The following is a 25,425-nucleotide window of genomic DNA, read 5'->3' as shown; positions in this document are numbered from 1 at the left end:
GGCGCAGCGGCGCAGCGGCGCAGCGGCGCAGCGGCGCAGCGGCGCAGCGGCGCAGCGGCCGACCATTACAGAACCGCCTGCCCGACCACCAGGCACCCCGCAGGCGCGGTTGCCAACCACTCGAACCCCCACCGGCGCAACCGCCGACCACCCCACCAACCGCCGCCCGGCGGCCTGCCACCCAAACCCCACCGGGCGCAGCCGCCCACCATCCATCCGCCAGCCCGGCGGCCTGCCACCTCGAACCCCACCGGGCGCAGCCGCCCACCATCCATCCGCCAGCCCGGCGGCCTGCCACCTCGAACCCCACCGGGCGCAGCCGCCCACCATCCATCCGCCAGCCCGGCGGCCTGCCACCTCGAACCCCACCGGGCGCAGCCGCCGACCACCCCGTCACCCGGCGGCCAAGCGGCCTGCCACGCCAAACGCCAGCGGCGCAGCTGCCGACCACCCACCCAACCGCAGGCCCGGCTACGGCTCTGCCCGGGTGGGTGGATTTGCTTGGGTGGGGAAGGCGATCATGTTGCTGGCCTGCCCTGGCTGTGAGGCACTCTTTTCGCCTCACTCGGTCTCACTGGGCACATGATCGCCGCAGGGGACCCGCCCAAGCGGATCCACCCACCCGGGCACATCCCGAAAAATCCCGGGCTTTTCACAGCACGGCCCAGCGAAACGCCAGCGTGCACAGCGCCAGGATCGGCCTGCGCACCAAAGACCCGCCCTCACCACCGACGCGCCGTCGGCCCCCGTCGCCCGCGCGCGTCCCAGCAGCCGCGGTGCCAGTGCCTGCGGTCCTCCACCCCGGTCCGGTCGTCCGCCGACCAGGCGACGACGTGCGCCACCCCCGGCTGGATCTCGTGGTCGCACCCGGGGCAGCGGTAGACCTTGGTCGCCTGCGACCCGGTCACGTTGCGCACGTACCAGTCCCCGTCGAAGGCCGACTCCACGCGCTGCGCGGCCAGCGCCCCGCTGAGCGGGCGCGGCTCCTCGGAGCGCCTGGTGTTGTTCCGGCGTGGCACGCAACCGATTATCCGGGTTGACCGCAGCAGGCAGAATGGGGCCATGCCCACCTACGAGTTCCGCTGCCGGTCCTGCGGGTCGACCTTCGAGGTCCGGCGGCCGATGAGCGCGTCGTCCGATCCCGCCCCCTGTCCCGGTGGCCACGAGGACACGGTCAAGCTGCTCACGATGGCCGGGCTGGGCGGCGGTTCGGCCGCCCCCGCCCCGTCCGGCGGTGGTGGCGGTGGCGGGTGTTGCGGCGGCGGTTGCTGCGGCTGACCGGCGCCCTGACCCCCGGAACAGCCGAACGCCCCCCGGTCACTTGACCGGGGGGCGTTCGCGCGCACCGGAGCGGGTGCTACTTGCTGTAGTCGCGGAAGCCCTTGCCGGTCTTGCGGCCCAGGCGGCCCGCGGTGACCAGGTGCTCCAGCAGCGGGGCCGGGGCGTAACCGGCCTCGCGGAACTCGTTGTACAGGGTGCGCTCGATGGCCAGCGACACGTCCAGGCCGACCACGTCCAGCAGCTCGAACGGGCCCATCGGCAGGCCGCAGCCGACCTTCATGGCGGTGTCGATGTCCTCGGACTCCGCGTAGTGCGCTTCCAGCATCTTGATCGCGTCGTTGAGGTACGGGAACAGCAGGGCGTTGACGATGAAGCCCGCGCGGTCGCCGCAGTGCACCGGCTGCTTGCCGACCTTAAGGCACAGCGCCCTGGCGGTGGCCACCACGTCGGCGCCGGTGGAGATGGTCTCGACGATCTCCACCAGCTTCATGACCGGCGCCGGGTTGAAGAAGTGCAGGCCCACCACGTCGGCCGGGCGGGAGGTGGCCGCGGCGCACTCGATGACCGGCAGCGAGGAGGTCGTGGTGGCCAGGATCGCGCCCGGCTTCACCACCTCGTCCAGCGCGCCGAACACGGCCTGCTTGATCGCCAGCTCCTCGGCGACGGCCTCGATGACCAGGTCGCAGTCGGCCAGCTCCTCGAACTCCACCGCCGGGGAGATGCGGGCCAGGATGCCGTCGCGGTCGGACTCGGACAGCCGACCCTTGGCGACCTGGCGGTCGAGGGACTTGCGGACCTTGCCCACCGCCGCCTCGGCCTTGTCGGCGCTGCGGGCGCGCAGGACCACGTCGTGGCCCTTGCGGGCGAAGACCTCGACGATGCCGGTGGCCATGGTGCCGGTGCCGACCACGCCGACCCGCTGCACCTCGCGCAGCGCCACGTCGGACTCGCCCGCGGCGGCCGGGGTGAGCGCGTCGGGCACCACGGTGGGCGACTCGGGGGCGTCGTAGGTGTAGAAGCCGCGGCCGGTCTTGCGGCCGAGCAGGCCCGCGGTGATCATCTGCTTGAGGATCGGGGCCGGGGCGTGCAGCCGGTTGCGCGACTGCGCGTACATCGTCTCCAGGATCTCGTACGCGGTGTCCAGGCCGATCAGGTCCAGCAGCGCCAGCGGGCCCATCGGGTAGCCGCAGCCGTAGCGCATGGCGGCGTCGAGGTCCTCGCGGGTGGCGTAGCGCGCCTCGTACATCGACACCGCGTGGTTGAGGTAGCCGAACAGCAGCGCGTTGGCGATGAAGCCCGCGCGGTCGCCGATGACGACCGGCTCCTTGCCCAGCTTCTGGGCGAAGGCGACCACGTCGGCCACCACGTCCGGCTCGGTGACCACGGTGCGCACGACCTCGGTCAGCTTCAGCACCGGGGCCGGGTTGAAGAAGTGCAGGCCGACGACCTTGCCAGGGCGTCCGGTGTGGACGCCGATCTCGGTGATCGACAGCGACGAGGTGTTGGAGGCCAGCACGGCCTCCGGCTTGAGGATGCGGTCGAGTTCGCCGAAGACCTGGGCCTTGAGCTCCAGCGACTCCGGGATGGCCTCGATCACCAGGTCGGCCTCGGCCAGGTCGGCCAGGGTGGTCGTGTAGGTGATGCGCCCGAGCAGCTCGGTGCGCTCGGCCTCGGTGAGCTTCTCCTTGGCCAGTGCCCGGCCGGTGGAGTGCTCGACGTGGCCGCGGCCGCGTTCGACGCCCGCGTCGTCGACCTCCACCGCCACGACCCGCACACCGGTGCGGGCGAGCACCTCCGCGATGCCCGCGCCCATGGTCCCGAGTCCGACAACACCGACGGTGGAGAACTCACGCGCCACGACTACCTCCGCAGTCCCCGATGACAGCAACGACGATGCTACTTCCGAGTAACATCGACTGCTGATACTGCCACGCGACCACGGTTAGTCCAGGTGAACTGCGCCACTGGACCGTTCAGGGTGGTCGCGGCTATTTCTGCGGCAGCTTGGGCAGCAGGGCCTTCGCCACGGTCTGCACCTTGGCGCACGCGTCCTCGCCCGCCTGCGGGTCGTAGCGGGTGAAGTCGACCTTGACGACCTCCGCGTTGCCCTCCGCGCCCTCGAACGGGACGTGCGCCCAGGACAGGCTGCACCGGGTGGAGGAGGTGCTCTCGCTGCGCTGCTGGGCGCGGACCCCACCGAGGTCGACCGGGGTCGTCTTGGCCGCCTCGGCCAGCTCGTCCGGGTCGGTGCCGAGGGAGAACTCCACCCGGAAGGTGACGCCCTGGGTGTTGTAGGTGCAGTTGTGCAGCCCGGTCGGCTTCTTGCCGGGGCCGTCGCCGATCGCGGCGGCCACCACGGAGTCGTCGAGGACCGTGCACGCGTCCAGGTCGACCAGCGACCCCTTCCGCACGTCCAGTTCCGGCCTGCTGTCACGGATCTTGGTGACGGCCGTCTCCAGCAGCTTGCGCCCCGGTTCGCACAGGCCCCCGGGGGTGTCGCTGCCGATCTGGACGGTGATGCCGCGGTCGGGGTCGGTCTCGGTGATGGCGGTGACGAAGCAGGCGGTCTTGTCGTCCAACTCGGACTCGGCCACCGGCAGGCCGCCGATCTTGAGCGCGCCCTGGGCCTTGCGGGCCAGGCTGCTGTCGCCGATGGTCATGGTGAAGTTGAGGTCCCGGCCGCCGGGGTCCTTCATGTAGTTCGAGCAGAGCGCGTAGTCGCGCAGCCTGCTCCGCGCCGGGGTGCCGAAGCCCGACATGGTCTCCTCGTCCATGATCGCGCACGGGTTGACCCGGCGCAGCGACGCGGAGGAGAACACGTCGTCCCCGGTCGGCGGCGGCGTGCTGCCGCCGGTCTCCGGGCCCGCGTCGAGGCCCTCGGTGGCGGGCACGGTGGTCCGCTTGCCGGTCGTCTTCGCCAGGTCGGCGCCCGTGCCGCACCCGGCGAGCAGCACCGCCAGGCACCCCGCCACCGCCATGGACCGCCGTCGCCTCGAAGCCCTCACTCCCGAGACGGTAGCCAACGCCGCGGCCACCCGTGCGCCGAACCCGCGGATCGCCGGGGACGGGGTCGATCCACCGTGGACCGTAGGGGGTACGGGAACCAGCTCCGGACCGCGGCGGGCCGCGGTCCGGAGCCTGCCCCACCCCGGGGTCAGTTCCCGCGCTCGCCCTCGGTCGCCGCGGTCGAACCCGCCGCGGTCGAACCCGCCGAGGTCTCGCCCGTCGTGTCCGGCACGGCCAGTGGACGCAGCCGGGCCCAGGCGAGGAACGCCAGCGCCACGACGAGCATGAACACGCCCATCCACAGGTTGATGTTGACGCCCGCGGCCTTGTCCAGGTCGGCCTGCGAGGTCGACACCAGGCCCATCACGGTCAGCACGGCGCCGTAGACGCCGAACAGCAGCGCCAGGATGCCGCGCAGGTCGAACAGACCCGCCTTGGCCTTCTTCTCCGCCACGCTGACTCCTCTCACCAGAAGACGATGTTGAGCACAACGGTCAGCGCGAGCACCCCGGCGCCGAGGACCACGGGCTTGCGGTACCAGCCCGAGTTCTCCCCGGTGTCGTCGTGGCGCAGTTGGTCGCGCGGGGTCAGCGACCACACCAGGCCGCGCAGTTCCGACTCCGGCTTGGGCTTGGTGACCAGCGAGACGCCCACGCTGACGGCGATGTCGACCACGAAGGCCACGCTGGCGGCCACGAAGCTCGCGCCCTGCCCGGCCAGGTTCAGCACCTCGGCGCGGTTGAGCAGGTCGACGGTCACCGCCGAGGCGGTGCCGAAGATCAGGCCGAGGCCACCGGCGAGCGGGGTCATCCGCTTCCAGAACATGCCCAGGATGAACGTGGCGAACAGCGGGGCGTTGAAGAAGCCGAACAACGTCTGGAGGTAGTCCATGATGTTGTTGAAGCTGGAGGCGATGAACGCCGTGCCGATCGCCACGACGCAGCCCGCCACCGTCGCCAGCCGCCCCACCCGCAGGTAGTAGTCGTCCGGCTTGTCCTTGACGATGTACGCCTGCCAGATGTCGTAGGTGAAGACGGTGTTGAACGAGCTGACGTTCGCCGCCATGCCCGCCATGAACGCCGCCAGCAGACCGGTGATCGCGATGCCCAGCATCCCGTTGGGCAGCAGGTCGCGGATCAGCAGCAGGATCGCGTTGTTGTAGGTGACCCCGTTCTCCGCGCCCGCCTTCATCTCGCGCAGCTCCGGCACGATCACCGCGGCGATCATGCCGGGGATGATGATGATCAGCGCGATCAGCGTCTTCGGGTACGCCCCGATCAGCGGCGTGCGCCGCGCGGCCGACATGCTCTTGGCCGACATGGCCCGCTGCACCTCGGCGAAGTTCGTCGTCCAGTAGCCGAAGGACAGCACGAAGCCGAGGCCGAACACGATGCCCAGCACCGACAGCGTGGCGTTGCCGATGCCGGTCAGGTTGGTGCCCGGCCACGAGCTGAGCTGGTCGGCGGCGGAGCTGCCCGTGGTCCCGGCCACCTTGTCGACCAGCCCCTGCCACCCGCCGACCCGCTTGAGGCCGAGGAAGGTCAGCGGCAGCAGCATCGCCACGATCACGAAGAACTGCATGACCTCGTTGTAGACGGCCGCCGACAGCCCGCCGAGGGAGGTGTAGGCCAGCACGATCACCGCCGCCACCACGACCGAGAGCCACAGCGGCCACCCGAGCAGCAGGTTGACCACGGTGGCGAGGGCGAACAGGTTCACCCCGGCGATGAGCACCTGGGCGAGGGCGAAGCTGATGCCGTTGGTCAGGTGCGCGAACTTCCCGAACCGCCGCAGCAGGAACTCCGGCACGCTGCGGACCTTGGAGCCGTAGTAGAACGGCATCATCACCAGGCCCAGGAACACCATGGCCGGGATCGCGCCGATCCAGTAGTAGTGCATGGTCGGCAACCCGTACTGCGCGCCGTTCGCCGTCATGCCGAAGATCTCGACGGCGCCGAGGTTCGCGGAGATGAACGCCAACCCGGTCACCCACGCGGGCAGCGACCGGCCGGACAGGAAGAAGTCCAGGCTGCTGGACACCGAGCGCCGCGCCATCGCCCCGATCCCCAGGACCAGGGCGAAGTAGACGGCCAGCAAGGCGTAGTCGATCGGGCCCGCGTCCAGCCGCAGGTCCGCGTCCGCGAGGAAATGCATACCGCCCCCGTCGTACACGTCGATGTGATCGGGAACAGCATGGACCCGACCGCGGCGCGGCGCACGACGAAGCCGATCACCGTTCACGAACGGCTGGAATTCTCCGCCCGGACACGTCCGAGTGGTCCAGTCCACCAGCCCGTCGACCGGGGTCAGAAGAGGCGGAACTCGTCGCTCTCGATGCCGCGGAGGGTGTCGTAGTCGAGGGTGACGCAGCGGATGCCGCGGTCCTCGGCGAGGACCTTGGCCTGGGGGCGGATGACCTGCGCGGCGAAGACACCGGCGACCGGGGAGAGCAGCGGGTCGCGGTTGAGCAGCTCCAGGTAGCGGGTCAGCTGCTCCACCCCGTCGATGTCGCCGCGGCGCTTGATCTCGACGGCGACCGAGGAGCCGGTGGCGTCGCGGCAGAGGATGTCGACCGGGCCGATGGCGGTGGGGTACTCGCGGCGGACCAGGGTGTAGCCGTCGCCGAGGGTGGTGATGTGCTCGGCGAGCAGTTCCTGCAGGTGGGCCTCCACGCCGTCCTTGATCAGGCCGGGTTCGGCGCCGAGCTCGTGGCGGGAGTCGTGGTGGATCTCCTCGATGGTGATGGCGATCTTCTCGCCCGCCTTGTTCTGCACGACCCACATGCCCGGCTCCTCGATGAGCCAGCAGGGCGGGGTCATCCAGTTCAGCGGCTTGTAGGCCCGGTCGTCGGAGTGGACCGAGACCGACCCGTCGGCCTTCACCAGCAGCAGCCGGTTGGCCATCGGGAGGTGGGCGGTGAGCCGTCCGGCGTAGTCGACCTGACAGCGAGCGATCACAAGGCGCACGCGCAGCAGGTTAGCCCCGTGCGCCCGCCTCCGTGCCCCCGGGCAGGATCTACCCCGTGGAACGCCTCGACTCCAAGCAGGTCTACGCCAACGCCTGGATGACCGTCCGGGAGGACGCCATCCGCCGCCCGGACGGCAGCCCCGGCATCTACGGGGTGGTGGACAAACCGCACTACGCCCTGGTCATCCCCCTCGACGGGGAGCGGTTGATGCTCGTCGAGCAGTTCCGCTACCCGGTGGGCGCGCGCCGCTGGGAGTTCCCCCAGGGCACCGCCCCCGACCGGGCCGACCTCGACCCGGCGGAGCTGGCGGTGCGCGAGCTGCGCGAGGAGACCGGGCTGACCGCGGGCACCATGACCCTGATCGGCCGCCTGGACGTCGCCCCGGGGCTCACCAGCCAGGGTGGCAGCGTCTACCTCGCCACCGACCTCACCGAGGGCGCCCCGGACCGGGAGGCCACCGAGCAGGACATGCGCGCCGCCTGGTTCCCCCGGGCCGAGTTCGAGGCGGGCATCCGCGACGGCTCCATCGTCGACGCGCAGTCGATCGCCGCCTACACCCAGTTGCTGCTGCACGAGCACCACAGCCAGTAGCCGTCGGGGGACGCGCCGGGTGCGCCCCGGCCGCGGCGCACCCGTGCGCCGGTGTCGCGTGTGGACGTGAACCCGGCTCACCGAAACAGTGTTGTATCCACTGTGGACGTAAGCTGACTTCTCTTGATCGTCAAGGGGTGATTGACATTTCATAATGGTCTAGTCCAGCTTGGGAGGGTCCGGACCGCGTCCGCACCCCCGCAGGAGGCAGCCCATGCCGTCCACCGCCCGCCGCGCCCTCGCCGCCGTGTCCGCCGCACTCGCCGCCTCCGCCGGGCTGGTCCTCGCGGGCGGCGGCAGCGCCGACGCCGCGAACCTGCCGGCCAACCCCGGGTTCGAGTCCGGCACCTCGGGCTGGACCTGCTCGGGTGCGACCACCGACAGCGACCGCCACTCCGGCTCCGCCGCGCTGAAAGCCACCCCATCGGGGCAGGACAACGCCCGGTGCTCGCAGGCCGTCGCCGTCACGCCCGGCGCCCAGTACACGCTGAGCGCGTGGGTGAAGGGCGCCTACGCCCACCTCGGCGCCACCGGCGCCACGACGGGCGACGCCTCCACCTGGACGCCCGCCGCGAGTGCGTGGACCAGGCTGAGCGTCACCTTCACCGCCGCCTCGTCCTCGGCCACGGTGTACCTGCACGGCTGGTACGGCCAGCCCGCCTACCTCGCCGACGACCTCGCCCTCGACGGTCCCGGCACCACCCCGCCGACGACCACACCCCCGTCGACCCCGCCCACCACGACCCCGCCACCCACGACCACCACCCGGCCGACGACCCCGCCGACCACCCAGCCCCCGGCCACGGGCCTGCCGAAGCACGTCCTCACCGGCTACTGGCAGAACTTCTACAACGGCGCCAAGCCGCTCCGGCTCGCCGACGTCCCCACCACCTACGACATCATCGCCGTCTCCTTCGCCGACGCGGTCCCGACGACCCCCGGTGCGGTGACCTTCACCCTCGACCCGGGCCTGTCGAGCCAGCTCGGCGGCTACACCGACGCCCAGTTCCGGGCCGACGTGGCCACGGTGCGCGCCCGCGGCCAGAAGGTGATCCTGTCCGTCGGCGGTGAGAAGGGCACCGTCTCCGTCGGCGACGCGACCGCCTCCGCCAACTTCGCCGCCAGCGTGGGCCGCCTGATCGACGACTACGGCTTCGACGGGGTCGACATCGATCTGGAGAACGGCATCAACGCCCAGCACATGGGCAGCGCCCTGCGCCGGATCCACGCCGAGGGCGGCACGGTGATCACGATGGCCCCGCAGACCATCGACATGCAGTCGACTTCCGGTGGCTACTTCCAGCTCGCCCTGGCGATCAAGGACATCCTGACGATCGTCAACATGCAGTACTACAACTCCGGCGCCATGCTCGGCTGCGACGGCAAGGTCTACAGCCAGGGCTCGGTCGACTTCCTGACCGCGCTGGCCTGCATCCAGCTCCAGGGCGGGCTGCGCGCCGACCAGGTCGGCCTCGGCCTCCCGGCGAGCCCCAGCGGGGCGGGCGGCGGCCACCAGTCCCCGGCGAACGTCTCCGCGGGCCTGACCTGCCTGGCCAAGGGCACCGGCTGCGGCGCCTTCCGCCCGTCGACCACCTACCCGACCCTGCGCGGGGCCATGACGTGGTCGATCAACTGGGACGCGTCCAACGGCTACGCCTTCGCCAACGCGGTCTCGGCCACCCTCGACACCCTGCCGTAGGGACCGGGACGGCGGGACGGCCGCGGGGTGCGCCCCCGCGGCCGGTCCGCTGCCCGGGTCCGGGTGGGGCCGGTCAGCGCCTGCGCTTGCCCCGGCCCTTGTCCGAGCGCTCCCGGTCCGACTTCCTGCCCGACCGCTCCGACCTGCCCTTGCGCGGCGCGTCGGTGTCCGGCTCCAGCGCGATGGCGGGCGCCTCGTCCTGGTCGTCCTCGTACTGGTCCTCCGCCGAGAGGCCCAGCAGGTCCGCCGCCCGCTGCTGCACCGACTCCACCAGCGACGGCTGCGCGTCACCGGCGCGGCGCAGCACCGAGTGCTTGAGCCTGCTGTACCCGCGCACCGAGACCGGGCGGCGGTGCCGCACCGAGAACTCCTCGCGGACCTCGATCAGCACGTCGCCCAGCGGCCGGTCCACCAGCACGGTCCCCGGCCGCGCCACCGAGGTGAGGCGGCTGGCGATGTTGACCGTGGAGCCGTAGACGTCGCCGAAGCGGCTCAGCACCCGGCCGTAGGCCAGGCCCGCGCGCAGCATCGGCAGGGCGTCGTCGGCCTCGGCGCGCTCCAGCAGGGCCAGCGCGATCCGGCCGCCGTGCACCGGGTCGTCGGCGACGAAGAGGACCTCGTCGCCGAGCATCTTGACGATGCGGCCGTGGTTCTCCGCGACGACCTCGGCGGTCATCATGTCGAACCGGTCGACCACGTCGACCAGGGCGGCCTCGTCGGAGCGGCGGGTGAAGGTGGTGAACCCGACCATGTCGGCGAAGCCGACGACCTGGCTGCGCGACTCCAGGTCCTCGGTGCTGGACAGCGCGCGCCCGGCGTAGGCGGCGAGGTGGCGCCGCCAGGCGAAGTTCTGCATGCTCTCGAGCTGCGGCACGAGCTGCTCGATGAACCGGCCGAGCTGGCGCTCGTCGGCCAGCAGCTCCGGGTTGGCGGCGAGCACGTCGCGCAGGACGTGCACCTCCCACTCGGCCAGCCGCGACAGGTGCTGCCCGAGCATCCGGGCGGTGGCCGTGGCCAGCTCCGGTTCCAGGATGCCCCGGTACATCAGCTCGTCGGTGAGCCGCAGCGTCTCGATGTCGCGGTCGGTGAAGACCACCGCGTCGTCGGCGACGGTGGCGAACCCGAGGGCGCGCCACAGCCGCATCGCCCGCTCCAGCGGCACCCCGGCCTTCTCGCAGACCTCCAGCCTGGTGAACTGGCGGGTGCCGCCGAGCAGGACCTCCTCGACGCGCCGCTGGGCGGCCTCGACCGGGTCGGGTTCCGCCGCGCCGCGGCGGTCGTCGCTGTCGTCCATCTCAGCCGGTGGTGTGCACGATGAGGACGTCGACCGACGACTTGCGGGCGGCCTCCGCCGGGACCGAGCCGAGGATGCGCCCGGCGAGGGTGTTGAGCCCCCGGTTGCCGACGACCAGCAGGTCGGCCTTGTGGTCGTGCACGACCTTGGCCAGCGTCGGCACCGGGTCGCCGTCGACGACCACGGTCTCGATGTTCGCCGCACCGGCCTTGCGGGCCCGCTCGGAGGCGGTGCGCACCGTCTCCTCGGCGGGGTTGAACCCGACGACCTGGTAGGCGACGTCGGAGCCGAGTTCGTCCTGCACCCGGTCCAGGTCGCGGTCCTCGCGCGGCTGGTACGCGCACGCGATGACCAGGGTCGCCGAGCTGTCCGCGGCGATCGCCGCGGCCCGGTCGACCGCCAGGTACGAGGAGTCGGAGCCGTCGGTGCCGACGACGACGGTCTGATAGGCGGCCATTGCCCAAACCTCCCGCGTTAGCTACTTGTCGGTAGACCTAACCAGGAGAACGCGCCGCTCGTCCAACGGACGCGGCCAACACCACTCGTGATCACCCTCGCGCGCGGCCCGCGGCGGCAGCACAATCCGGGGATGGACACCACGGACATGCTGGCCGAAGCGGTGCGCGAGGCCAGGGCGGGCCTCGCCTCCGGCGGGATACCGATCGGCGCCGCCCTGTTCGGGCCGGACGGGGAGCTGTGGGGCTCGGGGCACAACCGCCGGGTCCAGGACGGCGACCCGTCGGTGCACGGGGAGACCTCGGCGTTCCGCAACGCCGGTCGCAGGCGCTCCTACCGGGGCACGACCATGGTCACCACGCTGTCGCCGTGCTGGTACTGCTCCGGCCTGGTCCGCCAGTTCGGCATCTCCCGGGTGGTGATCGGCGAGGCCAGGACGTTCTCCGGCGGGCACGGGTGGCTGGCCGAGCACGGGGTGCAGGTCGTGCTGCTCGACGACGCCGAGTGCGTCGCCCTGATGACCGACTTCATCGCCGCCCACCCGGAGCTGTGGCACGAGGACATCGGGGAGGACTGAGCGGGGAGGACTGATCGCCGACCAGCCCTCCCCCACCCGGCTCAGGCCAGGTCGTTGGCCTCGCGGATGACGTCGACGATCTCGTTCATGATCTGCGTCATCTCGTAGTCCTTGGGGGTGAACACCCTGGCCACGCCCTTGGCGGCGAGGATCTCCGCGTCGTCGGGCGGGATGATGCCGCCGACGACGACCGGGATGTCGCCCGCCCCGGCCGCGCGCAGCCCCTCGACCACGGCCGGGACCGCGTCCAGGTGCGACCCGGACAGGATCGACAGGCCGACCACGTGCACGCCCTCCTGCACCGCGGCGGCCACGATCTGGTCGGCGGTGAGCCGGATGCCCTGGTAGACGACCTCGAAGCCGGTGTCGCGGGCGCGCACGGCGATCTGCTCGGCGCCGTTGGAGTGCCCGTCCAGGCCGGGCTTGCCGACCAGGATGCGCAGCCGCTCGCCCAGCTCCTCGCCGGTGGCCTTCACCCGGTCGCGCACCTTGCCCAGCTCGGCCCCGGCCTCACCGGTCGCCGACGCGCCGGACACTCCGGTGGGCGCCCGGTACTCGCCGAACACCTCGCGCAGCGCCTGCGACCACTCGCCGGTGGTCACCCCGGCCTTGGCGCAGCCGATGGTGGCCTCCATCAGGTTCGCGTCGGTCTTCGCGGCGTCGCGCAGCACCCGCAGCGCCTCGTCCACGGCCGCGCCGTCGCGGCCCGCCCGCCACGCGGCGATGGCCTCGACGGCCTCCCGCTCGGCGACCGGGTCCACCGTCTCGATGGCCTTCGCGCCCTCGGCCTGCAACGGGCTGGGCTCGGTGGTGCCGAACTTGTTGACGCCGACGATGACCTGCTCACCGGCCTCGATGCGCCTGCGGTGGTCGGCGAGCGAGCCCACCATCTGCGTCTTCATGTACCCGGACTCCACGGCCGCGACCGCGCCGCCCATGGCCTGCACCCGGTCGATCTCCTCGCGGGCGCCCTGCAGGATCGAGTTGACCTTGGCCTCGATGACCGGGGAGCCGTCGAAGATGTCCTCGTACTCCAGCAGGTCGGTCTCGTAGGCCAGCACCTGCTGCATCCGCAGCGCCCACTGCTGGTCCCACGGCCGGGGCAGGCCCAGCGCCTCGTTCCAGGCGGGGAGCTGGATGGCCCTGGCCCGCGCCTTGCGCGAGAGGGAGACCGCGAGCATCTCCAGCACGATGCGCTGCACGTTGTTCTCCGGCTGCGCCTCGGTCAGGCCCAGGGAGTTGACCTGCACGCCGTAGCGGAACCGGCGGTGCTTCTCATTGGTCACGCCGTAGCGGTCGCGGGTGATCTCGTCCCACAGCTCGGTGAAGGCGCGCATCTTGCACATCTCCTCCACGAACCGCACGCCCGCGTTGACGAAGAAGGAGATCCGCTGCACCACGTCGCCGAACTTCTCCTCCGGCACCTGCCCGGAGTCGCGCACCGCGTCGAGCACCGCGATGGCCGTGCACATGGCGTAGGCGACCTCCTGCACCGGGGTCGCGCCGACCTCCTGCAGGTGGTAGCTGCAGATGTTGATCGGGTTCCACTTCGGCACGTTGGCCACGGTGTAGGCCACCATGTCGGTGATCAGCCGCAGGCTCGGCCCGGGCGGGAACACGTAGGTCCCGCGGGACAGGTACTCCTTGATGATGTCGTTCTGGGTGGTGCCCGCCAGCTTCCCGACCACCTCGTGCCAGTCGGTGCCCTCGGCCTCGGCCTGCTCCTGGGCGACGGTGACGTAGAGCGACAGCAGCCACATGGCGGTCGCGTTGATCGTCATCGAGGTGTTGGCGGCGCCCAGCGGGATCTGGTCGAACAGGGTGCGCATGTCGCCGATGTGGCTGACCGGCACGCCGACCTTGCCGACCTCGCCCTTGGCCAGCTCGTGGTCGGGGTCGTAGCCGGTCTGGGTGGGCAGGTCGAAGGCGACCGACAGCCCGGTCTGGCCCTTGGCCAGGTTCCGCCGGTACAGCTCGTTCGACTTCGCCGCGGACGAGTGGCCGGCGTAGGTCCGCATGACCCACGGGCGGTCGCGCTCTCCATCAGTGGGGTACGGCACCGGTTAACCTCCGTTAATCCGTCCTTTTCGCAAAGGGTACTGGTGAGTAACACGATCCGCCCCCGTGCCATTGCTCACAAGGTCCCCTGCCCCGCTGCCCGGGGGCCCCGGCGCGCGAGAATGGCGGCATGGACCTGCCCGCGCCGTACCTGCTGCTGGTGGCCCTGCTGGTCGTCGGCGGACTCGGGCTGGTGCTGCGCTGGGCGTTCGCCGGGGACGCCCGCAAGGACTACGGGCTGCTCAAAGAGATCGCCAAGGTGCCCAGCCGGACCGCGGCGGCCTTCGTCGAGGAGCGGCTGAGCCAGGCCGGGGTGCGGGCCACGACCGTGCCCGCCGAGGACGGCGAGGGGCTGCGCATCCTGGTCTTCCCCGCCGACGAGCGGGCGGCCATCGCGGCCCTGCTCGACGACGGCACCACCTGACCGCGTCGCCCCCGGGCCGACCGCGAGCCCCTGGACGCAGCGGTGCCCGGCTCCGCGCGGAGCCGGGCACCGGTCTGGCGGGTCGGCGGGGTCAGCGGGTCGGGAAGACCACCCCCGCGGAGGTGCCGCCGCGGCGGGTGGGCTCACCCACGGCGAGGAGCTTGCCGTGGCCGGTGAACTCGATCGCCGCCGCGACGCCGATCTCGGCCTGCGGGGTGAACGTGTGCCCCAGGGCCGTCAGGCCGCCCGCCGCGGAGATGAACGCCGGTTCGGCGGTCGTCGCGGCGGTGTTGCGCTGGCTGGCGCGGGGCGCGGCGAGCGCGTCGGGCAGGGACATGCCCAGGTCGATGCGGTTGACCAGGATCTGCAGGACCGTGGTGATGATGGTCGAGCCGCCCGGGGAGCCCAGGGCGAGCCAGGGGCGGCCGTCCTTGAGCACGATCGTCGGGGACATGCTCGACCGCGGGCGCTTGCCCGCCGCCGGGAGGTTGGGGTCGGGGGCGGCGCCCTGGGTGGGGGCGAAGTTGAAGTCGGTCAGCTCGTTGTTGAGCAGGAAGCCGCGGCCGGGGACCACGATGGCGCTGCCGCCGAGCTGCTCGATGGTGTTGGTGTAGGACACCACGTTGCCCCGGGCGTCGGAGACGACGAAGTGGTTGGTGTGCACCTCGTTGTCCGGGGCGTCCGTGCCCTTGACCGGGGCGCAGGAGCCGGGCGCGGCCGGGTTGCCTGGCGCGGTGGGGGCCGGGATGACCCTGGTCGGGTCGATCAGGCAGGCGCGCGAGGCGGCGAACGCGTCCGACAGCAGCGCCCGCTGCGGGACGTCGACGAACTTCGGGTCGCCGATGTAGCGGCCGCGGTCGGCGAAGGCGAGCTTGCTGGCCTCCAGGTAGCGGTGCAGCGCCTGGGTGCGGTCGAGCTCGCCCAGGTCGGTGGTCTCCAGGATGTTGAGCGCCTCGCCGACGGTGATGCCGCCGCTGGAGGACGGGGCCATGCCGTAGACGTCCAGGCCCCGGTACCGCAGGTGCGTGGGCGCCTGGTCGACCGCCTTGTAGGCCTTGAGGTCGTCGACGGTCATCCGGCCCCTGGGCGGGGTGATGGTGGCGTCCGGCGCCAGCGGCGGGTTCTGCGTGGCGGTGGCGACGTCGCGGCCGACCGCGCCGCCGTAGAAGGCCCTGGTGCCGGTGCGGGCGATCTCGCGGTAGGTGGCGGCGAGGTCCGGGTTGCGCAGGACCGTGCCGACCGCGGGCACCGAACCGCCCGGCAGGAACAGCGCGGCGGAGGAGGTGAACTGCTTGAGCCGGGCCTCGTTGGAGGCGATCTGGCCCTGCAGCGCCGGGGTCAGCGGGTAGCCGCGGTCGGCGACGTCGATGGCCGGGCGCAGGGTGTCGGCCAGGCTGAACCGGCCCCACTTCTTCAGCGCCCGCTCCCAGGTCGCCAGCATCCCGGGCACGCCGACCGACAGGCCGCTGGTGACCGCCGTGGCAAACGGGTACGGCTGGCCGGTGGCCGGGTCGATGAACATCTTCTCGTCGCCCGCGCGCGGTGTGGTCTCGCGCCCGTCGATTGTGGACACCTTGCCGGTGCGGGCGTCGTAGTACACGAAGTAACCGCCGCCGCCGAGACCGGCGACGAACGGGTCGGTGACGCCGAGCGTGGCCGCCACCGCCACCGCCGCGTCGGCCGCGGTGCCGCCGCGGCGCAGCACGGCCAGCCCGGCCTGCGTCGACTCCACCGTGTCGGACACGACCGCGCCGCCGTAGCCGGTGGCCAGCGGCGTCCTGCCCGGCGCGGGGTGGGTGGCCGAAGCCGTGGCCGGGGACAACACGACTCCGGTCGCGGCGACGACCGCTACCGAGAGTGCGCCTATTCGGTGCCGAGCACCCATTGCGGACCTCTTCCCTTCGGGGACCGGGGACAGACCGGGGAACCAGTTCTACCCGGGGTCACCGGCACCTGCCACCGGCGAACAGCCCCAAAGTGTCGGTGCGGACGGGTACCTTTCGGCAAAACGGACAGCGAGGGGTGCGGAGTGCGGCGGTTGGAGTACGTCGGCGGCGGGTCGGAGAAGTTCTGGGAGGGCTCCGCCACCGGCACGGTGGTCACGGTCCGCTGGGGGCGGATCGGCACGAACGGGCAGACCAAGGACAAGGAGTTCGCCACCGCCGAGGCGGCGGGCGCCCACCTGGCCAAGCTGGTCGCGGAGAAGCAGCGCAAGGGCTACGCCGAGGCGGGCGCAGGCACCCCGGCGGGCACCGGCGCGGCGGAGGGAGCCGCGGCGGGCCCCGCCTCCCCGGCGGGGGAACCGGCGCCCTCGGCGGAGCAGCCGACCGTCCACGCGGCACCGGTGCCAGAGGGACAGTCCGACCCGGACACCGCCGCGCCCGCACCGGGTGACGCCGCGGGCACCCCGGCGGAGGACGAGCCGTGGCCGGACGAGGACACCTTCACCCCGCCCGCCTCGGTCCTGCGGCACGCCGTGCCGCGCCGGGGCACCGCGCGCTCCCCCCGCAAGCTCACCCCGAAGGCCACCGACACCGCCCAGGACATCATCGCCAAGCGGCTCGAACCCCTCCACGCGCTGCTCAACCACCCGCAGACCGACGCCGTGCTGCACGACGCGGGCCACGGGCAGCTCACGGGCAAACCGAGCCCGCTCGGCGCCGCCGTCGTGTACGTCGCCGCCCGGTTCGAGTCGCGCTACACCGACCAGTCCAAGTACGCGGTGTTCGCCGACCACTGGCTGGCCGAGTGGGGTCCGGTGTTCGCCGCCGAGGCCGTGCTCCAGCTCACCGCCGTCCAGTTCGGGTCGACGGGCAAGCGGGTGAACTCGCGGAGCACGGGCCGGTTGACGTCGCACGAGACCTCCCTGCGGCATGCCCCCGGCAGCCTGTCCTGGAACTGGCCCGGCGAGGAACTGACCGAGCGGGTCCGGTACGCCCTGGCCACCGCCACCGACGCGGAGTACGCCGCCGCGGTCGAGGTCCTGGCGCGGTGGCGCGACAGCACGGCCCGCCAGGCCGTGGTGTCCTACCTGCTGCCCACCGAGGCGGACTGGCTGGCGGAGGCGCTGGCCACGCCGCCCGCGCGGCACGACGGCGCGCCGCTGCGGCTGCTGGCGAGCGCGGTGGGCACGGTCGAGCAGTTCGAGCTGCTGCGGCCGCACCTGTCGCCGTGGTCGCTGGACCGGTCGCCGCGCACCCTGCCGACCCTGGTCGACACGCTGGGCCCGGCGCTGGTCCCGGCGCTGGACGAGTGGATCACCACCGCGGGCGCGGACCTGAGCCGCACCATGCTGGGCCACCTGGCCGCCTTCCCCACCGAGGAGGCGTTCGCCGTCCTGGTGCGCCGCGCCGGGGACAAGCTGGTGCCGCCGTTCCTGCAGGAGGCCATGCGCCGGTTCCCGCGCCGGGCCACCCGGCAGCTCGCCGAGGCGGTCGCGGCCACCAGGGAGCCGGGGGTGCTGGGCACGCTGCTCAACGCGCACGTGCTGGCCCGGCCGTCGGTGGTCGACGCGGTCGAGGTGTCGGAGAAGGCGCGCGCGGTGCTGGACGGGATCGTCGCGGCGACGGCGGCGCGGGTGCCCGAGGCGGCCCCGGCCGACCTGCCCCCGGTGCTGGCCGACCCGCCGTGGCTGCGCCCGCGCACCCGGACCACGCCGGTCGTGGTCCCCGGGTTGACGCCGCTCGGCCAGCCGGGCATCGCCTGGGCCGAGGGCGAGCAGGAGCAGTGGTCCGACCGGACGGGGCTGTCCTCGCCGTTCTGGCCACCCCTCGACTGGGACAGGGAGTTCGAGGACCAGAAGTCCCGGGACGACGACTGGAAGACGCTGCCGCTGATCGTCGAGGGCCCGTTCGACCGGTCCGAGGCGCTGTTGCGGGCTTGGAAGCCGAAGGCCTACTGGCGATTGGAGTTCTGGGGGCGCTCACTGGCGGCCCGGTTCGGGCTCACCGCGCTCCCCGCCCTGCTCCACGTCGGCGCCACGCAGCCCGCCGCGGTGGTCGACCTGCTGCAACCGTTCACCGGCCCCGAGGTGTCGGCGCTGATGGCCGACTGGGCGAGCAGGCTCAAGTCCGTGCGGCCCCGGGCGCTGGCGTACTTCGCCCGGCACGGGGTCGACGGGGTGCGGTCGCTGGTTCCCGCGGCGCTGGCCAAGGCGGGCCGGGAGCGGACCGCCGCCGAGGTGGCCATCCGCCAGGTCGTCAAGCAGGTGGGCGCGGAGGCGGTGCTGGCGGTGGCCGCGGAGTACGGCGCGGAGGCCGAGCGGGGCATCGCCGCGCTGCTGGCCACCGACCCGCTGACGCTGCTCCCGGCGAAACTGCCGGTGGTCGGCGAGTGGGCCCACCCCGGTCTGCTACCGCAGGTGCTGCTGGCCGACCGCGCGACGGCGCTGCCGCTGTCCGCCGCAGGCGACCTGATCACGATCTTCGCCCTGGGCAAGCCGGGCGAGCCGTACGCCGGGCTCGCCCAGGTGCGCGAGGCGGTGGAGCCGGGCTCGCTGGCCCGGTTCGCCTGGAAGCTGTTCCAGCACTGGCTGGCCGCGGGCGGGTCGTCGAAGGACGGCTGGGTGCTCACCGCGCTGGGCGCGGTGGGCGACGACGAGACGGTGCGCGGGCTGGCCCCGCTGATCCGGGCGTGGCCGGGCGAGGGCGGGCACCAGCGCGCCGTGGCCGGGCTGGACGTGCTCGCCGAGATCGGCACCGACGTGGCGCTGATGCACCTCAACGGCATCGCGAACAAGGTCAAGTTCAAGGGCCTCAAGACGCGCGCCGAGGAGAAGATGATGGCCGTCGCCGACGCCCTCGGGCTCTCCACCGAGCAGCTCGCCGACCGGCTGGTGCCGGACCTGGGCCTCGACGCCGACGGCAGCATGGTCCTCGACTACGGGCCGCGGCGGTTCACCGTCGGCTTCGACGAGCAGCTCAAGCCGTTCGTGGCCGACCCGGACGGCACCCGGCGCAAGGTGCTGCCGAAGCCGGGCGCCAAGGACGACCCCGACCTCGCCCCGCACGCCTACCAGCTTTTCAGCGGCCTCAAGAAGGACGTCAAGACGGTCGCGGCCGACCAGGTGCGCAGGCTGGAGCGGGCCATGGTGGCAGGCCGGAGGTGGTCGGCGGCGGAGTTCACCGAGTTCTTCGCGGGCCACCCGCTGCTCTGGCACCTGGTGCGCAGGCTGGTGTGGGGCCGCTACGAGGACGGCGAGCTGGTCGGGTCGTTCCGGCTGGCCGAGGACCGCACCCTGGCCGACGTCGAGGACAACGCGCTGACCCTGCCCGAGGGCGCCACCGTCGGCGTGGCGCACCCGATGCACCTGGGTGCGGCGCTGGAGCCGTGGGGCGAGCTGTTCGCCGACTACGAGATCCTGCAACCGTTCCCGCAGCTCGGCAGGCAGGTGTTCGAGCTGACCGCCGAGGACCGGGCGGGCACCTCGCTGGAGCGGTTCACCGGGATCGAGGTGCCGGTCGGGCGGGTGCTCGGGCTGGTGCACCGCGGCTGGGAGCGGGGCACGCCGCAGGACGGGGGCGTGGAGCCGTGGATCACCCGGCCGCTGCCCGACGGGCGGGTGCTGGTCGCCGGCCTGGACCCGGGCATCGCCGTGGGCGCGGTCGACATCCTCCCCGAGCAGAAGCTCACCGAGGTGTGGTTGACCGACGACTCCGGCTACTACTGGAGCAACCACCAGAAGCGGCACGCGTTCGCCGACGTCGACCCGGTCGCGGCGTCGGAGTTCCTCGCCGACCTGACCATGCTGACCGCCCGGTGACCCCGGCGGACCGGACGGGAAACCCCATGAGCGACAACGACGACAACACCGGGATCGACAGCACCGGGATCGACACGGCGGACCTGCAGCGCCCGCCCGCCGAGGTGCGCTACGCCGACGAGCTGAACCGGCTGCGCGCCGCCGACACCGGCGCCCGGCCGCCGGGCTGGTGGCTGAGCATGGACGCGGCGCGGCGGTTCATCGTCGGCGACGAGGCGGGCGGGATCAGCCGCAAGTTCGTCGGCGACCCGTCGCTGATCGACCGGTCGCTGGTGACCCTGGCGACCAGCCGCGGCCTGATGCTGGTCGGCGAGCCGGGCACGGCGAAGTCGCTGCTCTCGGAGCTGATCGCGGCGGCGGTCAGCGGGGTGTCCACGCTGACCGTGCAGGGCGGCGCGGCGACCACCGAGGACCAGATCAAGTACTCGTGGAACTACGCGCTGCTGGTGTCGGAGGGCCCGTCGCCGCGGTCGCTGGTGCCCGCGCCGATGCTGCGCGGGATGGCCGAGGGCCGGGTGGTCCGGTTCGAGGAGATCACCCGCTGCCCGCTGGAGGTGCAGGACTCGCTGCTGTCGCTGCTGTCCGAGCGGGTGCTGGCGGTCCCGGAGCTGACCGGCCGCGACGGCATGGTGTTCGCCCGCGACGGCTTCAACGTCATCGCCACGGCCAACACCCGCGACCGGGGCGTCAACGAGATGAGCGCGGCCCTCAAGCGGCGCTTCAACTTCGAGACGGTCTTCCCCATCTCCGACTTCACGACCGAGCTGGCCCTGGTCGAGCAGGAGGCGGGGGCGTTGCTGCGCCGCTCGGGCGTCGAGGCGCCGCAGCGCAGGGACGTGCTGGAGGTGCTGGTGCACGCCTTCCGGGACCTGCGCGGCGGCTCCGGCCGCGGCGGCGAGCGGCTCTCGACGGTGATGAGCACGGCCGAGGCGGTGTCGGTGGCGCACGCGGTGGGGCTGCGCGGGTGGTTCCTGCGCCGCGAGCCGGGCGCCCCGGCGGACATCGTCGCGTGCCTGGCGGGCACCGCGGCCAAGGACGACGCCGAGGACCTGGCCCGGCTGCGCCGCTACCTGGAGCAGCAGGCGCCGCGCCGCTCCGGGGCGGCGTGGTCGGAGCTGCACGGCGCCCGCTACCTGCTGCCCGGCTGATGCCCGCGGAGTTCATCGGCGTGCGCCACCACAGCCCGGCGTGCGCGCGGCTGGTGGCGGCGCGCATCGCCGAGCTGCGCCCGGCGTACGTGCTCATCGAGGGGCCGGTCGACATGAACGACCGGCTCGACGAGCTGCTGCTGGGCCACGAGCTGCCGATCGCGGTGTTCAGCTACCTGCGCGCCGAGGGGGGCACGCGGATGTCGTGGTCCCCGTTCTGCGACCACTCACCGGAGTGGGTGGCGCTGACGGCGGGCCGGGCGGCGGGCGCGGAGGTCCGGTTCATCGACCTGCCCGCCTGGCACAGCGCCTTCGCCGAGCGGGACAACCGGTACTCCGACGGGGCGCTGCGCTACAGCGAGGTGACCGCGCGGCTGTGCCGGGAGTTCGCCGTGGACAACAGCGACACGCTGTGGGACCACATGGTCGAGATCCACGCTGACCTCGGACCGGCCGAGCTGGCCGAGCGGCTGAACACCTACTTCGACGTGCTGCGCGGCGACACCGACATCTCGACCGCCGACAACGACCGGGAGACCTACATGGCCGCCTGGGTGCGCGCGGCGGTGGCCGCGGCTGGTGACCGGCCGGTCCTGGTGATCACCGGTGGGCTGCACCGGCCCGCGCTGATCCCGCTGTCGGCGACCGGTGGGACCGCGTGGCCGGAGGTGCCCACCCCGCCGGTGGGCAGCGAGGGCGACAGCTACCTGGTGCCGTACTCGAACCGGCGGTTGGACGCGTTCCAGGGCTACCAGTCGGGGCTGCCCTCCCCCGGCTACTACGAGCGGCTGTGGGCCGACGGGCCCGCGCGCGCCGCGGAGGGGTTGCTGGAGTCGGTGGCCAAGCGGCTGCGCGACCGCAACCAGCGGGTGTCCACAGCGGACCTGATCGCCGCGCGCACGCAGGCCGGTGGGCTGGCGGCGCTGCGCGGGCACCCGCACCCGGCGCGCACCGACGTGCTCGACGCGCTGGTCTCGGCGCTGGTGTCCGACGGCCTGGAGCAGCGCCTGCCGTGGACCTCCGACGGCACCATCGCGCCGGGGGCGCACCCGGTGGTGGTGCAGATGGTGGCCGCGCTGACCGGTGACCGCGTCGGGCGGCTGCACGACGCCACCCCGGCCCCACCCCTGTTGTCCGCTGTGGACGGTGAGCTGTCGGCGCTGGCCCTCGACCGCGCGGGCCGGGTGACGCTCGACCTGACCGGTGAACGCGACCTGCGGCGCAGCCGGGTGCTGCACCGGCTGCGCGTGCTGGGCATCCCCGGTGTGCGGCGCACGAGCGGGCCGACCGGTGGCGCCGACCCGACCTCGGCCGAGGTGTGGGAGCTGACCGAGACGGACCTGCGGCTGCCCGCGCTGATCGAGGCCGCCGCGTACGGCGCCACCCTGCCCGACGCCGCAGCGGTGCTGATCCGGCGCCGGGTGACCGACCCCGACACCGGGGTCGCCGAGCTGGCCGCGGCGCTCTACGACACCGCGCTGTGCGGGGTGGACGCGCTGGCGTCCGACCTCGGCGAGCGCATCGCCGACCGGGTGGCGACGGCGTCGGACCTGGGCGCGGTCGGCGCGGCGCTGGGCACCGTGCTCGGGCTGTGGCGCCACGACCGGCTGCTGGGCAGCGCGGGCAGCCCGGTGCTGGCCGAGGTGATCGACGCGGCGGCGACCAGGGTGCTGTGGCTGGCCGAGGGCACCCACGGCGGCGCGGGCCCGGCGGACGTGCCCCGGCTGCACGCCCTGGCCGCGCTGCGCGACGCCCTGCGGCACGCCGAACCCGTGGTGGGCGTGCGGCTGGTCGACGTCCTCGGGGTGGCGCAGCGGATCGCCACCCGCGCGGACGTGCCCCCGGACCTGGCGGGCGCCGGGCTGGGGCTGAGCTGGGCGCTCGGTGCCCCCGGCGAGGTGCACGTGCCGACCGCGCCGAACCGGATGGGCGACTGGCTGGCCGGGCTGTTCGCGCTGGCCCGCGAGGAGGTGCTGGCCGACGAGTCGGTGCTGGCCACCCTGGACGGGCACGTCGCCGACCTGGGCGACGACGACTTCCTGGTGGCGCTGCCCGCGCTGCGCCAGGCGTTCGCCTTCTTCCCGCCCGCCGAGCGGGAGACCATCGCGCACGGCCTGCTGGCCCGCCGCGGCCTGCGCCGCTCGGCCCGCGCGCTGCTGCGCACCACCGTCGACCCGGTGCTGGCCGCCGAGGCCGCCGCCCTGGAGTCCCGCGTCGAGGACCTGCTGGTCCGCGAGGGACTGCTGCCGCGGAGCACACCGGAAACCCCGGAGGGGACCCATGACTGAGCCGGACCCCGCCCTGGAGCGCTGGCGGCTCGTGCTCGGCGAGCCCGCGCAGGAGTGCACCCCCGACGGGCTGGGCGCCGAGGCGCGCGCCAGGGACGCGGCGCTGGACTGGCTCTACGGCCGCGACGCCGAACTGGGCAAGCGGGGGGTGCGCGCCGGTGGCAGTGGCGCGTCCGACCTGACCACCCTCGACTGGCTCGACGACATCCACCGGCTGTTCCCCCGGGAGACCATCGAGCGGCTCGAACGCGACGCGGTGGAGCGCTACGAGATCGACGACATCGTCACCGACCCGGAGGTGCTGGCCAGGGTCGAGCCGAACCCGGCGCTGCTGCGGGCGGTGCTGCGCACCAAGCACCTGATGAACCCGCAGGTGCTCGCGCTGGCCAGGCGGATCGTCGAGCAGGTGGTGCGGGAGCTGATGGCGAAGCTGCGCACGGAGGTGCGGATCAGCTTCAGCGGCACCCGGGTCCGCAAGCCCAGCAACACCAGGCTGGCGCGCAACTTCGACTTCCGCGGCACCATCAAGGCCAACCTGATGCACTACCGGCCGGACGAGCGGCGGGTGGCGATCGAGCGGCCCCGGTTCCACTCGCGCTCGCGCAGGCACGTCGAGCAGTGGCAGCTCGTGCTGCTGGTCGACCAGTCCGGCTCGATGGTCGACTCGGTGATCCACTCCGCGGTCACCGCCGCCTGCCTGTGGGGGCTGCCCGGGCTGCGCACGCACCTGGTCGCCTTCGACACCTCGGTGGTCGACCTGACCGCCGACGTCACCGACCCGGTGGAGCTGCTGATGAAGGTGCAGCTCGGCGGCGGCACCGACATCGCCAAGGCGGTGCGGTACGGGGCCGGGCTGATCACCGCGCCGCGCCGGTCGATCGTGGTGCTGATCTCCGACTTCTACGAGGGCGGCGACGAGTCCGCGCTGGTGCGGCAGGTGCGGGAGCTGTGCCAGCAGGGCACGGAGGTGCTGGGCCTGGCCGCGCTCGACGCGGACGCCACCCCCAACTACGACCGGGCCACCGCGCAGCGGCTGGCCGACGTGGGCGCGCACGTGGGCGCGATGACCCCGGGTCAGCTCGCCGAGTTCGTCGCCGAACGGCTCGGCCGGTGAGCCGCGCCGACCTGCTCGCGCTGACCCCGGACGCGCTGGCCGCGCTGGCCAACCGGGGCCTGGTCAAGCGCGCCGCCAAGGACATCGACGCCGGGGTGCTGCCGGAGGTGACCGCCGAGGCCGACGGCACCGTGCGCGGGGTGTTCCCGGACGGTGTCACCTCCGTCCTGCCCCCGGGGGCCGGGCTGGCCGCGGGCACCTGCTCGTGCGCGGCGCCGGGGGTGTGCAGGCACCGGGTGGGGCTGGTCCTCGCCTACCAGCGCACCGCCGCGACAGCCGAGGACACGGCACCGGCCGAGGACACCGCGGCGGAGCCCGAGGCCGTGCCGTGGTCGCCGGGCGCGTTCACCGACGAGGAGCTGGCCGCCGCGTTCAGCGCGCGGACCCTCGCCGCCGCCCGCAAGGCCCTGCGCGCGGGCTACCCGGCGCTGGTCCGGCGCCCGACCGGCGCCACCCCGGCGAGCGTGGAGCTGGCTGCGTGCACCGTGCGCTTCCTCGTCCCCGGCGAACTGGGCTACCTCGACACCGACGCCACCGCGGCCCGCCGCGACGAGTACGCCGTGCTGGCGGTGTGGGCGTTCCGCGCCGCCGACGAACGCGACCCGGCCGCCCCCGAGCAGCGCGTCGACGTCGGCGGCGACCGGGCCGCCGCGGCGGGCTCCGGCCTGGACGCCGCCCTGGCCGTGGTGGACGACGTGCTCCGCGCGGGCGCCACCGGCGCGGGCCCGGTGCTGGCCGCCGCGGTCCGCCGCAACGCAGA

General features: G+C 73.1%; 19 protein-coding genes and 1 pseudogene. 10 read left to right on the top strand and 10 right to left on the bottom strand.

Features of this window, described 5'->3' with window-relative positions; translation table 11 throughout:
• Positions 1-722: 722 nt before the first annotated feature.
• Complete coding sequence (locus tag L6E12_RS27930; protein ID WP_236230906.1) at positions 723-1,019, bottom strand: hypothetical protein; 297 nt, start codon at positions 1,017-1,019, stop codon at positions 723-725.
• Positions 1,020-1,062: 43 nt separating this feature from the next.
• On the opposite strand from L6E12_RS27930, the gene L6E12_RS27925 reads away from it, so the two are divergent.
• Positions 1,063-1,278: a zinc ribbon domain-containing protein gene (locus L6E12_RS27925; RefSeq protein ID WP_236230905.1), complete on the top strand. Its 216-nt coding sequence runs from the start codon at positions 1,063-1,065 to the stop codon at positions 1,276-1,278.
• Between the two features lie 79 nt (positions 1,279-1,357).
• Here the strand turns inward: L6E12_RS27925 and L6E12_RS27920 are convergent, their stop codons facing one another.
• The 5 genes from L6E12_RS27920 to nucS form a co-directional block, all read right to left on the bottom strand.
• Positions 1,358-3,139 (bottom strand): 3-hydroxyacyl-CoA dehydrogenase family protein, encoded by a 1,782-nt coding sequence (locus L6E12_RS27920; protein ID WP_236230904.1) that lies wholly within the window; start codon positions 3,137-3,139, stop codon positions 1,358-1,360.
• Positions 3,140-3,269: 130 nt separating this feature from the next.
• Positions 3,270-4,286, bottom strand: a complete 1,017-nt coding sequence (locus tag L6E12_RS27915; RefSeq protein WP_236230903.1) for a DUF3558 family protein — start codon at positions 4,284-4,286, stop codon at positions 3,270-3,272.
• Positions 4,287-4,435: 149 nt separating this feature from the next.
• Complete coding sequence (locus L6E12_RS27910; RefSeq protein ID WP_374201957.1) at positions 4,436-4,756, bottom strand: hypothetical protein; 321 nt, start codon at positions 4,754-4,756, stop codon at positions 4,436-4,438.
• A complete protein-coding gene (locus tag L6E12_RS27905) occupies positions 4,753-6,441 on the bottom strand; it encodes a sodium:solute symporter family protein (protein ID WP_236230902.1) in 1,689 nt (562 codons plus the stop codon). Before L6E12_RS27905 ends, L6E12_RS27910 begins: the two co-directional genes overlap by 4 nt.
• 152 nt (positions 6,442-6,593) lie before the next feature.
• Positions 6,594-7,253: an endonuclease NucS gene (nucS, locus tag L6E12_RS27900; protein ID WP_236230901.1), complete on the bottom strand. Its 660-nt coding sequence runs from the start codon at positions 7,251-7,253 to the stop codon at positions 6,594-6,596.
• Between the two features lie 56 nt (positions 7,254-7,309).
• Here nucS and L6E12_RS27895 point away from each other — a divergent pair, with 56 nt between their 5' ends.
• Positions 7,310-7,846 carry an NUDIX hydrolase gene (locus L6E12_RS27895; RefSeq protein WP_236230900.1) on the top strand — a complete coding sequence of 179 codons (537 nt, stop codon included), beginning with the start codon at positions 7,310-7,312 and terminating at the stop codon, positions 7,844-7,846.
• Positions 7,847-8,060: 214 nt separating this feature from the next.
• Positions 8,061-9,545, top strand: a complete 1,485-nt coding sequence (locus L6E12_RS27890; protein WP_236230899.1) for a chitinase — start codon at positions 8,061-8,063, stop codon at positions 9,543-9,545.
• Between the two features lie 73 nt (positions 9,546-9,618).
• Here L6E12_RS27890 and L6E12_RS27885 read toward each other — a convergent pair whose 3' ends face one another.
• Together L6E12_RS27885 and L6E12_RS27880 are read right to left on the bottom strand one after the other, a co-directional pair.
• Positions 9,619-10,839 carry an adenylate/guanylate cyclase domain-containing protein gene (locus L6E12_RS27885; protein WP_236230898.1) on the bottom strand — a complete coding sequence of 407 codons (1,221 nt, stop codon included), beginning with the start codon at positions 10,837-10,839 and terminating at the stop codon, positions 9,619-9,621.
• A 1-nt stretch (position 10,840) separates the two neighbouring features.
• Positions 10,841-11,296, bottom strand: a complete 456-nt coding sequence (locus L6E12_RS27880; RefSeq protein ID WP_236230897.1) for a universal stress protein — start codon at positions 11,294-11,296, stop codon at positions 10,841-10,843.
• A gap of 132 nt (positions 11,297-11,428) precedes the next feature.
• On the opposite strand from L6E12_RS27880, the gene L6E12_RS27875 reads away from it, so the two are divergent.
• Entirely contained in the window at positions 11,429-11,872 is a 444-nt protein-coding gene (locus L6E12_RS27875; protein WP_236230896.1) for a nucleoside deaminase, read from the top strand.
• Positions 11,873-11,913: 41 nt separating this feature from the next.
• On the opposite strand, the gene L6E12_RS27870 is transcribed toward L6E12_RS27875, so the two are convergent.
• Positions 11,914-13,932, bottom strand: coding sequence for a protein meaA (locus L6E12_RS27870; RefSeq protein ID WP_236230895.1), 2,019 nt, complete (start codon positions 13,930-13,932; stop codon positions 11,914-11,916).
• Between the two features lie 128 nt (positions 13,933-14,060).
• Between L6E12_RS27870 and L6E12_RS27865 the strand changes: the two genes are divergently transcribed.
• Positions 14,061-14,354, top strand: coding sequence for a hypothetical protein (locus L6E12_RS27865; protein WP_236230894.1), 294 nt, complete (start codon positions 14,061-14,063; stop codon positions 14,352-14,354).
• Between the two features lie 91 nt (positions 14,355-14,445).
• On the opposite strand, the gene ggt is transcribed toward L6E12_RS27865, so the two are convergent.
• Entirely contained in the window at positions 14,446-16,239 is a 1,794-nt protein-coding gene (gene ggt / locus L6E12_RS27860) for a gamma-glutamyltransferase (RefSeq protein ID WP_236230893.1), read from the bottom strand.
• A 144-nt stretch (positions 16,240-16,383) separates the two neighbouring features.
• On the opposite strand from ggt, the gene L6E12_RS27855 reads away from it, so the two are divergent.
• From L6E12_RS27855 to L6E12_RS27835, 5 genes and pseudogenes are all read left to right on the top strand, one after another.
• Positions 16,384-20,115: a DUF4132 domain-containing protein gene (locus L6E12_RS27855; protein WP_236230892.1), complete on the top strand. Its 3,732-nt coding sequence runs from the start codon at positions 16,384-16,386 to the stop codon at positions 20,113-20,115.
• Positions 20,116-20,141: 26 nt separating this feature from the next.
• A complete protein-coding gene (locus L6E12_RS27850) occupies positions 20,142-21,263 on the top strand; it encodes an AAA family ATPase (RefSeq protein WP_236230891.1) in 1,122 nt (373 codons plus the stop codon).
• Positions 21,263-23,551 carry a DUF5682 family protein gene (locus L6E12_RS27845; protein WP_236230890.1) on the top strand — a complete coding sequence of 763 codons (2,289 nt, stop codon included), beginning with the start codon at positions 21,263-21,265 and terminating at the stop codon, positions 23,549-23,551. Before L6E12_RS27850 ends, L6E12_RS27845 begins: the two co-directional genes overlap by 1 nt.
• Positions 23,544-24,665, top strand: a complete 1,122-nt coding sequence (locus tag L6E12_RS27840; protein ID WP_236230889.1) for a VWA domain-containing protein — start codon at positions 23,544-23,546, stop codon at positions 24,663-24,665. Before L6E12_RS27845 ends, L6E12_RS27840 begins: the two co-directional genes overlap by 8 nt.
• A pseudogene (locus L6E12_RS27835) lies at positions 24,662-25,425 on the top strand (hypothetical protein); the annotation flags it as partial. The gene L6E12_RS27840 and the pseudogene L6E12_RS27835, both read left to right, overlap by 4 nt.

The sequence above is a fragment of the Actinokineospora sp. PR83 genome (assembly GCF_021056305.1).
Taxonomy (GTDB): domain Bacteria; phylum Actinomycetota; class Actinomycetes; order Mycobacteriales; family Pseudonocardiaceae; genus Actinokineospora; species Actinokineospora spheciospongiae.
Note: the sequence above shows the minus strand (reverse complement) of the source record. Positions and strands in the feature narration are given on the sequence as shown.